Origin of the sequence: Rahnella sp. PAMC25617 (assembly GCF_050606005.1) — a bacterium.
Taxonomy (GTDB): Bacteria; Pseudomonadota; Gammaproteobacteria; order Enterobacterales; family Enterobacteriaceae; genus Rahnella; species Rahnella variigena.
In genome coordinates this window covers 64,432-77,238 of sequence record NZ_JBOCUM010000018.1, presented here as the reverse complement: position 1 = coordinate 77,238, position 12,807 = coordinate 64,432, and the positions used below count along the sequence as shown (strand labels likewise).

At 51.1% G+C, this 12,807-nt stretch carries 12 protein-coding genes; 5 read left to right on the top strand and 7 right to left on the bottom strand.

Annotated features, from left to right (window positions below; genetic code table 11):
• Positions 1 to 20: 20 nt before the first annotated feature.
• Positions 21 to 503: a thioesterase family protein gene (locus ACM615_RS21240; protein WP_113878087.1), complete on the bottom strand. Its 483-nt coding sequence runs from the start codon at positions 501 to 503 to the stop codon at positions 21 to 23.
• A 255-nt stretch (positions 504 to 758) separates the two neighbouring features.
• On the opposite strand from ACM615_RS21240, the gene pldA reads away from it, so the two are divergent.
• The 3 genes from pldA to rhtC all read left to right on the top strand — a co-directional run bounded on the left by pldA (position 759) and on the right by rhtC (position 4,254).
• Positions 759 to 1,637 carry a phospholipase A gene (gene pldA / locus ACM615_RS21235; RefSeq protein ID WP_431012491.1) on the top strand — a complete coding sequence of 293 codons (879 nt, stop codon included), beginning with the start codon at positions 759 to 761 and terminating at the stop codon, positions 1,635 to 1,637.
• 129 nt (positions 1,638 to 1,766) lie between these two features.
• On the top strand, positions 1,767 to 3,599 hold the full coding sequence (gene recQ / locus ACM615_RS21230; protein WP_112291318.1) for an ATP-dependent DNA helicase RecQ: 1,833 nt from the start codon (positions 1,767 to 1,769) through the stop codon (positions 3,597 to 3,599).
• Positions 3,600 to 3,636: 37 nt separating this feature from the next.
• The gene (rhtC, locus tag ACM615_RS21225) at positions 3,637 to 4,254 is read left to right on the top strand and encodes a threonine export protein RhtC (RefSeq protein WP_112291317.1); all 618 of its coding nucleotides are present in this window, start codon (positions 3,637 to 3,639) and stop codon (positions 4,252 to 4,254) included.
• A 64-nt stretch (positions 4,255 to 4,318) separates the two neighbouring features.
• Here the strand turns inward: rhtC and rhtB are convergent, their stop codons facing one another.
• Positions 4,319 to 4,939, bottom strand: a complete 621-nt coding sequence (gene rhtB / locus ACM615_RS21220) for a homoserine/homoserine lactone efflux protein (protein ID WP_112291315.1) — start codon at positions 4,937 to 4,939, stop codon at positions 4,319 to 4,321.
• Positions 4,940 to 5,060: 121 nt separating this feature from the next.
• Here rhtB and pldB point away from each other — a divergent pair, with 121 nt between their 5' ends.
• Entirely contained in the window at positions 5,061 to 6,053 is a 993-nt protein-coding gene (gene pldB / locus ACM615_RS21215; RefSeq protein WP_113878085.1) for a lysophospholipase L2, read from the top strand.
• Positions 6,054 to 6,101: 48 nt separating this feature from the next.
• The gene (gene yigL, locus ACM615_RS21210; RefSeq protein ID WP_113878084.1) at positions 6,102 to 6,911 is read left to right on the top strand and encodes a sugar/pyridoxal phosphate phosphatase YigL; all 810 of its coding nucleotides are present in this window, start codon (positions 6,102 to 6,104) and stop codon (positions 6,909 to 6,911) included.
• A gap of 75 nt (positions 6,912 to 6,986) precedes the next feature.
• On the opposite strand, the gene ACM615_RS21205 is transcribed toward yigL, so the two are convergent.
• Genes ACM615_RS21205 through ACM615_RS21185 form a run of 5 tightly spaced genes read right to left on the bottom strand, consistent with a single transcriptional unit; the run spans position 6,987 to position 12,621 of the window.
• Positions 6,987 to 8,057 carry a glycoside hydrolase family 130 protein gene (locus tag ACM615_RS21205; protein ID WP_159282719.1) on the bottom strand — a complete coding sequence of 357 codons (1,071 nt, stop codon included), beginning with the start codon at positions 8,055 to 8,057 and terminating at the stop codon, positions 6,987 to 6,989.
• Positions 8,044 to 9,594 carry an alpha-amylase family glycosyl hydrolase gene (locus ACM615_RS21200; protein ID WP_431012490.1) on the bottom strand — a complete coding sequence of 517 codons (1,551 nt, stop codon included), beginning with the start codon at positions 9,592 to 9,594 and terminating at the stop codon, positions 8,044 to 8,046. The genes ACM615_RS21205 and ACM615_RS21200 overlap by 14 nt, the downstream gene beginning before the upstream one ends.
• Before the next feature lie 12 nt (positions 9,595 to 9,606).
• Positions 9,607 to 10,464: a carbohydrate ABC transporter permease gene (locus ACM615_RS21195; RefSeq protein ID WP_374756924.1), complete on the bottom strand. Its 858-nt coding sequence runs from the start codon at positions 10,462 to 10,464 to the stop codon at positions 9,607 to 9,609.
• A 20-nt stretch (positions 10,465 to 10,484) separates the two neighbouring features.
• Positions 10,485 to 11,354: a carbohydrate ABC transporter permease gene (locus ACM615_RS21190; RefSeq protein ID WP_113878030.1), complete on the bottom strand. Its 870-nt coding sequence runs from the start codon at positions 11,352 to 11,354 to the stop codon at positions 10,485 to 10,487.
• A 4-nt stretch (positions 11,355 to 11,358) separates the two neighbouring features.
• Positions 11,359 to 12,621 carry an ABC transporter substrate-binding protein gene (locus tag ACM615_RS21185; protein WP_132967148.1) on the bottom strand — a complete coding sequence of 421 codons (1,263 nt, stop codon included), beginning with the start codon at positions 12,619 to 12,621 and terminating at the stop codon, positions 11,359 to 11,361.
• Positions 12,622 to 12,807 lie beyond the last annotated feature (186 nt).

Genomic DNA, 12,807 nt, shown 5'->3' with positions numbered 1-12,807 from the left:
GAAGCGGAGTTTACCTGATTTCAGCCGACCATATAGGTCGCCGTGGTCGTGGCGATGTGAACGCCGGTATCGCTGTGCAAATCCACGCGCGCAACGGACACTTTATTGCCGGCGCGGACCAGGCTTGCCGAGGCAATAAAGTAGTCGCCACGGCCCGGACGCAGATAATCAACGCGCAAATCAATGGTGCCCATTTTGGATAACCGCTGGCGCATTTCTGCTTCCAGCAACGGATGATCCGGCTTGTCACGGCGGATCAGTGAACTGGTCACACAAACCAGACCGGCGGCGACATCCAGCACCGCCGCAATCACACCGCCGTGCAGGATTTTTTGTGCGGCATTGCCCACCAGTTTGGTCTGGTTGGTAAATTTTAACTCTGCGTAGTCGCAGTCGAGACGTTTCAGCTCGAGGCCCAGTTCGCGGTTAAACGGCATATCGTAAACGAAAATATTGCCGATCAGTTGCAGGGCGGCCTCGTGGCTGAGAGATGAAGCAGACATGAATAGATTCCTGACGAAAACGAGTGGATCGTATGTTCGCCGAAAAAGTTAACGAAGTGTTGATTTTAGGTGCGGGCAGGATGGATTTCTACCGGGCGAAGGATAAATGTATTCAGTACTCATGTAGAAATGTATTTGTGTGTAAAATGCCCTGCTTTGAGATTTCCGGATTGTAGTCTGCGCATTGCCGGCCGGGCGGAAGGCTGATTATCAAAAAATAATGAATCAATAACTTTAGGGTGAGGGTAAGGAATAATGCGTAAAAATTGGGCTGTCGGTGCCACGCTGTTGGCGTTGCCATTGTTGGGCTATGCAGAGGAAGCCACGGTACAGGAAGTACATGATAAACCTGCTGTGCGCGGAAGCATTATTGCAAATATGCTGCAAGAGCATGACAACCCGTTCACGTTATATCCTTATGAACCCAACTTTCTGATTTACACCGATACCAGCAATATCAACAAGAAAGCGATTGAGTCTTACGACTGGGCAGATAAAGCACGTCACGATGAAGTCGAGTTCCAGCTCAGCCTGGCATTCCCTCTGTGGCGCGGTATTGCGGGTGATAACTCGGTTCTCGGCGCATCCTACACGCAAAAATCATTCTGGCAGCTTTCTAACAGCGGGCAGTCTTCACCTTTCCGTGAGACCAACTACGAGCCACAGCTTTTCCTGGCCTGGGCAACGGATTACGATTTCCTCGGCTGGACATTGCGTGAAGCAGAATATGGTGTCAGTCACCAGTCTAACGGTCGCTCCGACCCGACGTCCCGCAGCTGGAACCGTGTGTATGCGCGTTTCATGGCGCAGCACGGCAACTGGCAGGTTGATCTGAAACCCTGGTATCGCATCCCTGAAAGCGATGAAAACGACGACAACCCGGACATCGCCAAGTACATGGGCTATTACCGCCTGAAAGTTGGCTATGCGTGGGGCGACAGCGTGTTCAGCGTCGAAAGCCGTTACAACTGGAATACCGGTTACGGCGGCGCGACGACCGGCTGGAGCTACCCGATTTCCAAACAAGTTCGCTTCTATACTCAGGTATTCAGTGGTTACGGCGAGTCATTGATCGACTATAACCATAAGCAGACCCGTATCGGCGTCGGTATTATGCTTAACGACATTATGTAATCCCCGCCATACTTCTGGTTGCAGTTGCGTTGGCTGCATCGCGGATTATTTAGGGTATATTATGTCGGTGCAGTACAGCCCCGGCGGCTTTAGGGCTTAGCCGGGTGGTTTGAACAGTTGGGGAATTGAGTGTCTACGGCGGCAGTGATAAACAAAGAAGAGCTGGCTCATCAGGTATTACGCGATACCTTCGGTTATCAGCAATTCAGACCAGGCCAGCAAACTATCATCAACACCGCCATTTCTGGCCGGGATTGTCTGGTAGTGATGCCAACAGGCGGCGGTAAATCGCTGTGCTATCAAATCCCCGCACTGGTGATGGACGGCCTGACGCTGGTCGTTTCGCCGCTCATTTCCCTGATGAAAGATCAGGTTGATCAGCTGATGGCCGCAGGCGTTGAAGCCGGTTGCCTGAACTCGACGCAAACCCGTGAGCAACAGCTGGAAGTCATGGCTGGTTGCCGCGCGGGACGTATCAAAATGCTGTATATCGCGCCGGAACGCCTGATGATGGGCGATTTCCTGGAACAGCTGCAACAGTGGAATCCGGCGATGCTGGCTGTCGATGAAGCCCACTGTATTTCCCAATGGGGCCACGATTTCCGTCCGGAATATCGCGCCCTTGGCCAGCTGAAACTGCGTTATCCGCAACTGCCGGTGATCGCCCTGACCGCGACCGCCGATGAAGCCACACGTAACGATATCGTCCGCCTGCTGGAACTGAATGACCCGCTGATTCAGGTCAGCAGTTTTGACCGTCCAAATATCCGTTACACGCTGGTGGAAAAATTTAAGCCGCTCGATCAGCTGATTCGCTTTGTGCAGGATCAGCGCGGCAAAAGCGGCATCATTTACTGTAACAGCCGTGCCAAAGTTGAAGACACTGCAGCGCGATTGCAAAGTCGCGGGCTGAGCGTTGGCGCATATCATGCCGGACTGGATAACGAAACCCGTGCCCGCGTGCAGGAAGGTTTTCAGCGTGACGACCTGCAAATTGTGGTTGCCACCGTCGCCTTCGGTATGGGCATCAACAAGCCTAACGTGCGTTTTGTGGTGCACTTTGATATTCCGCGCACCATTGAATCTTATTATCAGGAAACGGGGCGTGCCGGACGTGACGGCCTGCCAGCGGAAGCGGTATTGCTTTACGATCCGGCCGATATGGCCTGGTTGCGCCGCTGTCTGGAAGAGAAACCGGCTGGCGCCCAGCAGGATGTTGAACGCCACAAACTGAATGCCATGAACGCATTCGCGGAGGCGCAAACCTGTCGACGCCTGGTGCTGCTCAATTACTTTGGCGAAGGTAAACAGAACGCCTGCGGTAACTGCGACGTGTGCCTCGATCCGCCAAAACGCTACGACGGCTTGCTGGATGCGCAGAAAGCGCTGTCCGTCATCGCACGCGTCGGGCAACGTTTTGGTCTGGGTTATGTGGTCGAAGTGCTGCGCGGCTCGAACAATCAGCGTATCCGTGAATACGGCCACGAGAAGCTGTCGGTTTACGGTATCGGCAAAGAACACAGTAACGAGCACTGGACCAGCGTGGTGCGCCAGCTTATCCACCTCGGGCTGGTGATGCAAAACATCGCCATGCACTCTGCTTTACAGCTGACAGAATCTGCGCGTCCGGTGCTGCGTGGTGAAATCCCGTTACAGCTGGCGGTGCCACGAATTCAGACGCTCAAAATTAAAAGCAGTGCCAGTCAGAAAACCTACGGCGGAAATTACGACCGTAAGCTGTTTGCTAAATTGCGTAAACTGCGTAAGTCACTGGCGGATGATAATAATGTGCCGCCATACGTAGTGTTTAACGACACGACGCTGCTGGAAATGGCTGAACATCTGCCGGTCAGCGCGAGTGATTTACTCGACATCACCGGTGTCGGTCAGCGTAAGCTGGAGAAATTCGGTCGGCCATTTATGGCGATGATCCGCGATCACATCGATAACGGCGACGAGTAAGAATTCTGTTTCCTACACATAACACAGAGAGTTAATCATGCTGATGCTATTCCTGACGGTTGCGATGGTTCATCTGATCGCGCTAATGAGTCCGGGGCCGGACTTCTTCTTTGTCTCACAAACCGCCGCCAGCCGGTCGCGTAAAGAAGCCATGATGGGCGTGATTGGCATTACGCTGGGCGTGCTGGTGTGGGCCGCCGTTGCGCTGATGGGGTTGCATCTTATTCTGCAAAAAATGGCCTGGTTGCATCAGATCATCACCGTCGGCGGCGGATTGTATCTGTGCTGGATGGGCTGGCAACTGCTGAAATCTGCACGTGCTAAGAAACAAAACGGCGATGATACACCGGTGGCTCTGCCTGCCCGTGGCCGCACGTTTATGCGCGGACTGCTGACCAATCTTTCTAACCCGAAAGCCGTCATTTACTTCGGCAGCGTGTTCTCGATGTTTGTTAGCGACAGCGTCAGCGGCGGTGAGCGTCTGGGCATATTCCTGCTGATCGTCGTGGAAACCCTGGCCTGGTTCTCATTAGTGGCACTGGTCTTTGCCCTGCCTAAAATGCGTCGCGGGTATCAGCGTCTGGCGAAATGGATTGATGGCGTGGCGGGTGTGGTGTTTGCAGGTTTTGGTGTTGCCTTAATCATCAACCGCTGAGCAAATTAGCCGGTTAATAAAAAAGGGTTCGGTTGATGCCGGACCCTTTTTGCATTCTGAGAAATCAAACCTTCCGCGCACTGGCCAGCAACACACCCACCAGCATAAACAGTGAGCCGAAAATGCGGTTCAGCAACTGCATTTGTTTCGGTGCTTTCACCCAACCGGCGATGCGGGTGGCCAGCGTGGCGTAGCCGATCATCACAATGATATCGACAACCACCGTGGTGACACCCAGTACCACGTATTGTGCAGCCTGAGGTTGGTGCGCAATGATAAACTGTGGAAATAGTGCAGCCAGAAATACAATGCTTTTTGGATTGGTCAGGTTCACCAGAATGGCGCGTTTGAACAAACGGCGTCGCGGCATACTGCTGGCGAGCGCATTCAGGTCAATCGCACCCGCGGAGCGCCACTGGCAAATACCCAGCCAGATCAGGTAGGCGGCGCCAAACCATTTGAGAAACTCAAAGGCCAGCAGCGATGATGAAATCAGCGCGCCCAGCCCGATACCGACCAGCACGATGTGGATCGCTAAGCCGAGCTGTAACCCGGCAATTGAGGCCACAGCACCACGATAGCCGTGACTGATGCCGGTGCTCATGGTGTTAATCGCGCCGGAACCGGGTGATAAACTTAAAATAGAAGTGGTGAGCAGGTAGGTTAACCACCAGTCCAGTGTCATTGCGAGACTCCCTGAGTACGTTTTAGGTTGTTTTATGGCACAATACGCCATTGTCTATAATTGCGCTATAGCTCACAAATAACACTTTCATCCTCCCTGTTTGACGACTTTGGATCATTGAATGCCTGTGAATTATGCGAAGTGGTTAACACGTGAGAAGGAGTTTGCAGCCTTTGCGACCGGGCCTTTGCTGGATTTCTGGCGGACACGTGAAGAAGGCGAGTTTAGCGGCGTTGATGATGTTCCTGTCCGTTATGTCCGGTTTTGTTCGCCTGCTCACGATAAAGTCATCGTTGTGTCACCGGGTCGTATAGAAAGCTACGTAAAATATCCCGAAGTGGCCTACGATTTATTCCATTGCGGCTACGATGTCATGATTGTCGATCACCGTGGTCAGGGACGTTCCGGGCGTATGCTCGACGATCCGCATTGCGGTCACGTGAAGCACTTTGACGATTATGTCGAAGATTTCGACCGCTTTTATCAGCTGGAGGTTGCGCCGCGTCAGTACCAGAAAAAGTTTGCGCTGGCACACTCCATGGGCGGGGCAATTCTGGCGTTGTATCTGGCGAAAAATCCGCAGAATTTTGATGCAGCGGCGTTACTGGCGCCGATGACCGGTATTTATTTGCCGATGCCGGGTTGGTTATCGCGCCGTATCCTTAACTGGGCGGAAAATCGTCCGGTTCGTCGTGATGGCTATGCGCTGGGTACCGGCCACTGGCGGCCGCTGCCGTTTGTAGTCAACCAGCTGACGCACAGCCGCGCGCGTTATCGCCGCAATTTGCGGTTTTACGCCGATTATCCAGAGTTGCAGGTCGGCGGACCTACCTATCACTGGGTGCGTGAAGGGATTGAGGCGGGGATGCATATCCTGAAAGAAGCCGAAAAAATCACCACTCCTGTTCTGTTATTGCAGGCAAGCGAAGATCGTGTGGTGGATAACCGGTCCCATCTTGCTTTTTGTCAGGCCATGGCCGTTGCGGGGCACCCTTGTGAAGGGGAAAAACCGCTGGTCATCGAAGGCGCGCGCCATGAGATCCTGTTTGAACGGGACGACCTGAGGGCACAGGCGCTGGACGCTATCATGCGCTTTTTTGCGCGACAGCTTTAATCCGCGGTTCGCCGCGCACAACTCCATCAGAGGTTAGAACCTAACGCTATGTACCATGTTGTTGCTTCCGATTTAGATGGCACGCTGCTATCACCTGATCATACCCTGAGCCCGTTCGCCAAAGAGACGCTGAAACTGCTGACTCAGCGCGACGTGCATTTCGTTTTCGCCACCGGGCGTCACCATATCGACGTGGCGCAGATGCGCGACAATCTGGAAATCAGTGCGTACATGATCACCTCCAACGGTGCGCGCGTGCATAACACCGACGGCGACCTGATTTTCTCGCATAATCTGGATGAAGACATCGCCAGAGACCTGTTCGGCATCATGCATAACAACCCGGATATTCTGACCAACGTTTATCGTAATGATGACTGGTACATGAACCGTGACCGCGCCGATCAGGATGATTTCTTCCGTGAATCCGTTTTCAAATACAAACTGTATGAGCCGGGTTTGCTGGAAACTGACGGTATCTGCAAAGTGTATTTCACCTGTGAAGACCACGAAAAACTGCTGCCACTGGAAGAAGCGATCAACGCGCGCTGGGGCGACCGTGTGAACGTCAGCTTCTCACTGCCGGTCTGTCTGGAAGTGATGGCGGGCGGTGTGTCAAAAGGTCATGCGCTGGAATATGTTTCCAAGCTGATGGGTTATTCGCTGAAAGATTGTATCGCCTTTGGTGATGGCCTGAATGACCTTGAAATGCTGACCATGGCCGGTAAAGGTTGTCTCATGAGCGGTTCACTGCCACGTCTGAAAGCTGCCATGCCGGATGCAGAAATCATCGGATCCAACGCCGACGATGCCGTGCCGCATTACCTGCGTAAGATGTATCTGGCTGAAGAAAGCTAATCGGTTTTAAAGCAAAGTCGTAAAACCAAAGCAGGGTATTCACTCTGCTTTGGTGGTTCCCGCCTCTGATCCTGCCTAATCTGCACTTACTGAAATGCCCAGATGTTGCCACAAATCCGCCAGCGGCATTGTCGCCAGCGCAATACACTCATCGGCTGCCCCGTAGTAAATTTTCAGCATGTCTTTTTCCAGCAGTGCGCCGCAGGTGAAGACTACGTTGCCAAAGAATCCTTCTCTCTCGTAAATCGCTTCCGGTTGTAACAGCGGCGCCGAGGATTTGGCGATAATTTTCAATGGATTATGCAAATCGAGCAGCATGGCACCGAGGCAATAGCGCTGATCTTTATCTACGCCGTGATAAATCTGTAACCAGCCACGTACCGTTTTCATCAGCGGGGCGCCACCGCCCAGTTTCAGCGCATCCCAGTCGCCGGACGCGCTGCCGAGTAAATGGCGATGATTGCCCCAGTGCAGCATGTCCGGGGATTCACAGATCCAGATCTCCGGCTTACCAAAATGCTTGGGCGAAGGACGGGTCAGCGCCTGATATTTGCCGTTAATTTTTTCCGGGAAGAAACACACGTCGCGGTTATCCGGGCAGAAAATCACGCCTTGTTTTTCCACAGCAATAAAATCGGTGGTGGTCGCCAGTGCGGTAGAAATGCCATACGGCGAAATAGCCGAATAGTTAATGTAGTAAACACCGTCTATCAGCGTAATTCGCGGATCTTCGCAGCCGAATTGCTCATATTGCGTATCGGCGGTTAAAAAAGGCTGAGCATCGACAGTGAAATCTTCACCATTCTGACTTCTCGCTAACCGCAGATGCGACATGGAGGTCAGCCAGATAACCGAAGGATCGGCTTTCAGTGCAATCATTCTGGGGTCACTGAAGTCATAAGCCGGGTCGTCCCGTTGAAAACGTTTAGTGCCCGGATGCCAGGTATTTTGCAGGTTCACCAGAAGCGGTACTTCCAGACAATTGGCGTCCGTTGAGACCACGCTTTCCGCAACACGAAGCAGCAGCAGGGTTTCACCCTGATACGAACATACGCCTGCATTAAATACACAATCGACCTTCCAGCCGGGCTGGGAAGGGATGATATCGGCAGGTGTTAACAGCGGATTTTTATCACTTCTGAGCATTTTCATGGTTTACCTTTTTGATAAGAATTTGGTTTTTTTCCAGCAGCGGTTCATCCGCGCCGAACAAGACGGGATTGCCATCGCCATAACCTACGTTGACGACCGTCGCGCCGAAATTGATCATCACTTCCAGACATTCCCCATTCAGAAAGCGGCGGAATATCAGGCATTGTTTAAACAGCGTGAGGTACTCATAGCGACCACGCTGAAGCGCCGGATGGGTATTTCTCAGCGCAATCAGTTGTTTATACGCGCCAAAAATTGAATGTGAGCACTTACTCTCGGCCTCGACGTTTATTTGTCCTTCGCTGTTAATGGCTGGCGTCCAGGGAACGGGTAAGCGGGAGGCATCGCGGCAGAAAGGCAATGCATAAGTAAGTGCTTGCTCTTCATCCATGCCTTGTGAAATTGCGGTGTGATATTGAGTGATGCCCTGAATATCCCGCATTTGCTGCAAATTCTGCGGGACAAAATCCGTCATGCCGATTTCCTCACCCTGAAAGATGAAAGGCAAACCACGGGCGGTCATTTGCAGGGCGAAAACGGCCACCGCACGGGGAACATCCCGGGAGGATTCACCGAAGCGACTGATCATGCGTGACATATCGTGGCTGGAAAAAAACAGCGTCGGTAAGCCGGGCAGCGTGGCTTCCATAGCCTGCATTTCGGCGAAGATCGCGGTGATATCGAAGTGTTTCTGGCTGCCAAGGTTGAAGTTAAAGACCACGTCCAGCAGCTCCGCACCCTGATAAGGCGCCATCACCGGCAATACTTCACTGCCCACTTCGCCAATCAGCAGGAATTCCCCTTGTGCACGGATATGGCGGCACAGGCGCTTCACTACATCGAGCACGCCGGGCTGATTGATATCTTTTTCATGTGGTGGCTCTGCGCCCGTTTCGGCTGGCGGGTGATCTTCCCCGATACCCTCGGTGGTCAGAAAATTAATCACGTCAAAACGGAAACCGTCGACGCCGCGGGCTATCCAGAAATCGAAGATTTTTTTAATCTCATGCTCAACGGCGGGATGAGACCAGTTCAGGCAAACCTGCTGAGGCGAGAATTTATGGTAGTAACTGGCCGTTCCGCCGGGCTCCTGTGTCCAGGCTGAACCGCCGAAGAAAGAGGTCCAGTTATTAGTTTGCTCACGAAAGAAAAAGAAGTCGCGGAAGGGGCTGTCAGGCTGGCTGAGCGCCGCCTGAAACCAGGGGTGCTGATCTGACACGTGGTTAATTACCACGTCGATCACCAGCAAAATGTCGCGCTGATGACAGGCTGCAATCAGTTCATCAAAAAGCGCTAACGTGCCAAAACGCGGATCTACAGCGCAGTGGTCGATGATGTCATAGCCATTATCCACCAGCGGCGACGGATAAAAAGGCGTGACCCAGATACCGCCAATACCCAGCTCAGCCAGATAATCCAGCTTAGAAATCAGACCTTGAAAATCGCCCAGTCCGTCCGTATTACCGTCGCAGAAAGACGGCAAATACACCTGATAAAATACCCGTTCCTGCGCTGTTTTCAGGTTATTCATCATTCATGCCTGTTATTTAAGTGAAAGCGACATCCCTTCCAGGAAATGCTTCCTGAAGAGGATAAACAAAACGACGATCGGCAAAGTTTGTACCACCGACCCCGCCAGAATCGGGCCGACATAGACGCTGTAAGATTTACTGAACGTCGCCAGCAGAACGGAAAGCGGCATTTTGTTAGCGTCCTGCATCACAATCAGCGGCCAGAGGAAATTGTCCCAGGCGCTGGTGAAGGTAAATATCGCGACGATAGCCAGAATGGATTTATTGAGAGGCAACATGACATGGAAAAGAATTTTGATAAGACCGGCGTGATCTAATCTCGCGGCATGAATATAGTCATTGGGCGTGCCTTTAAAACTCTGGGAAATCATAAAAATACCCCAGCCATTCATGACAAACGGTAAAATAAGCGCGCCATACGAATTAAGCATGCCGAGTTCCCGCATAAGCACAAAATGCGGAATAATAAACATGAATGCCGGGAAAACCATTTGCAGGATCAGCAGGTTTTTAAAAATATCCCGACCTTTGAATTCCATTTTTGCCAGCGCATAACCTATTAAACAGGAACTCAGCGTGACGCACACTGTAATGGTTAATGTAATGAATATGGAATTAAACAACGTGCGAAGAAAGGGTTTTTCCGCTTTGCCGCTGCCGTCGAACAGGAAAGTATAATTATCGAATGACAGCGGGCCGGAAAAGAACGAAGTGGTATAAATATCAGCGGTATTTTTTAAAGAACCGATTAGCATCCACAAATAGGGATATAACCAGGTGATGGCCAGCAAAAACATCAGCAGGTGGATCACCACGGAACTGAGTGTTGTTTTCAGCGAATATTTTTGCACAGGGGAGGCTGCCGGCATCTGTGCAGTTTTAGTTTTCATCATACGATCTCGATTTTCTTTTCCAGACACCGGCGCAATATCCAGATCAGTGAGAAGCTGAATACGGCGACAATAATCGACATGGTGGCGGCCCAGCTTGGCTGCATCTGCCGGAAGGCGGCTTCATACATCACTACCATTGGCGTGGTGGTGCTTTGCAGCGGACCGCCGCCGGTGATGAGATAGGGTTCGGTGAAAATACTGAACGCGACTGTGATCGCCAGAACCAGCACCATGACGATCTGCGCATTCATCAGGGGCAATGTGATATGCCATATTTTTCCGGGGCCGCTGGTTTTATCGAGGTCTGCCGCATCGTAAATATCTTTCGGAATCGTAATCAGCCCGGAATAAAAAATCAGGCCGTAGTAGCCAACAAATTTCCACGTGATAATAAGAGCAACAGATAACATGGCAAAATCCGGATGGGTAAACCACGGAACATTAATGCCCAATGTGCTCATCAGAAAGGTATTGATGGGGCCTGTTTCACTCAACAGTTTGGAAAATACAATAGAATACGCTACGCCGGATGAAACATTGGCGAGCAGGAAACTCAGGGCAACAAAGGCTTTGCCATATTTTAGTTTCCTTAAACCGAAGGCGAATAATAATGAAGACACCAAAACAATCGGCAGATAGTAAGCCAGAAATTTAAATACGTTATACATCGCTGTCCAGAACAAAGGATTCTGCATGACGGCAATAATATTCTTCACACCATTAAAAGAGGGCGTGCCAATAAATTTCCAGTCAGTAAAGCTCAGTACCGCTAACCAGATAAAAGGATAAAGCCAGAATACCAGAGAATATCCGAGGTAAGTGGAGGCCAGAAGGCCCCCTGTAGTGGACTCTTTCAGTTTAATCATCGCTTTATTGTTCCAGTATTTTGTCGATCTCTTGCGAAGACTGGTGCAGCGCGTCCGGCACTGCGTTGTTTTCAAACATCAGTTTTTCAATCATTTGGGTCATCGTCCGCTGGACTTCGACCGTTTTCGTGACGGCGGCAGGCGGCACGGCTTTTGGGACGTAGGAGACGATGTCATTCACCAGCGGATGCTGTTGCAGGTAGTCGCTGAACACCGGATTACTTTGCAAATCTTCCCTTGCCGGAGGCATACCTGTCAGTTCCAGCCAGCGCAGATCGTGTTTCGGGTCGCTGTATACCCATTGAATAAATTTCCAGGCGTCGCTCTGCACTTTCGAGGTACTGAACATCACGATCCCTTTGCTGTCGGCCATGGTATTTGCACCCGGCGCGCCAGACTGAGTCGGCATTGGGCCGATACGGATATCTTTCAGTACTTCAGGGAATTGTTTCTGATAACGTTCGATATCCCAGGGGCCGCGCATGGCTCCCAGTACCATTCCCGCCGCCAGGGGATCGTCTGCGGTTGTGAAATCGTAGCTGGTCCACTTATTGGCAAACATTTTCGCCATGAAATTCAGTGCTTCCAGACCGGATTCATTATCGAAAGCCGATTCTTTATCCTGAATATACGGGCGGCCATCCGCGGCGGCGTAATAGAGCGGAATAAAGTCGAACCAGCGATCCCACCAGTTTTTACCGCTGGTTAGTTGCAGGCTATAACCCTTCTGAGTGAGCGCGATACGTTCTGAAAGCGTGTAAATTTCATCATAAGAGGTCGGGACGTGGTCAAAACCCTGAGCTGCCAGCAGATCACTGCGCCACCAGTAGAGAACCGGGCTGATGTAAATGGGGATGACCGTCTGCTGTCCGTTGAACTGCCAGTTTGAAATCGTTTTTCCCATATGACGGGTTTCTGTCAGTGTCTGAAAGCCGGGCATTTTGGAATAATCAGTGAGCTGTTTAAGTTCGGATAACTGCTTAGCAAAGCCGATAAAAATATTGGTCGAAATGTCTGGCTCTGTACCCGACGCCAGCGCATTCATGATGGCTTCTTCAGAACTTCCTGCCGCCGGTATTGAGGTGAATTCTACTTTCCGGTTGGCCGGGTTGCTGTTCCATTCTTTAACGATTTCGCCCCAATACACTTCCTGCGTAATATTCGGCGCGACCCACATTTTAATGCTGGTTTGGTCTTTTTCATCAGGGCCACAGCCCGAAAGAAATAACGTGATACCCGCAATAGCAGCCAGTTTCATTATTTTCATGCTGTTTCCTGTTTCCATTAGGTTATGAGTCATAATGAGAAATTATATTTAATGATTATTCATATTATTATTTTATGAATGAATGTCTATTTAAACGCTAGCATGGACATTCATTGAATAAACGTTATTACAGTCACATAAATGATTTTGTTTAACGTTAAACTTTATTTTTATATTCGTTGCAAT

Bases quoted from the DNA above. Each gene is read 5' to 3' on its own strand.
- ACM615_RS21240 (WP_113878087.1), bottom strand. From the start codon at position 503: ATGTCTGCTTCATCTCTCAGCCACGAGGCCGCCCTGCAACTGATCGGC.
- rhtB (WP_112291315.1), bottom strand. From the start codon at position 4,939: ATGACACTGGACTGGTGGTTAACCTACCTGCTCACCACTTCTATTTTA.
- ACM615_RS21195 (WP_374756924.1), bottom strand. From the start codon at position 10,464: ATGCCGGCAGCCTCCCCTGTGCAAAAATATTCGCTGAAAACAACACTC.
- pldA (WP_431012491.1), top strand. From the start codon at position 759: ATGCGTAAAAATTGGGCTGTCGGTGCCACGCTGTTGGCGTTGCCATTG.
- ACM615_RS21205 (WP_159282719.1), bottom strand. From the start codon at position 8,057: ATGCTCAGAAGTGATAAAAATCCGCTGTTAACACCTGCCGATATCATC.
- ACM615_RS21190 (WP_113878030.1), bottom strand. From the start codon at position 11,354: ATGATTAAACTGAAAGAGTCCACTACAGGGGGCCTTCTGGCCTCCACT.
- rhtC (WP_112291317.1), top strand. From the start codon at position 3,637: ATGCTGATGCTATTCCTGACGGTTGCGATGGTTCATCTGATCGCGCTA.
- pldB (WP_113878085.1), top strand. From the start codon at position 5,061: ATGCCTGTGAATTATGCGAAGTGGTTAACACGTGAGAAGGAGTTTGCA.
- yigL (WP_113878084.1), top strand. From the start codon at position 6,102: ATGTACCATGTTGTTGCTTCCGATTTAGATGGCACGCTGCTATCACCT.
- ACM615_RS21200 (WP_431012490.1), bottom strand. From the start codon at position 9,594: ATGAATAACCTGAAAACAGCGCAGGAACGGGTATTTTATCAGGTGTAT.
- ACM615_RS21185 (WP_132967148.1), bottom strand. From the start codon at position 12,621: ATGAAAATAATGAAACTGGCTGCTATTGCGGGTATCACGTTATTTCTT.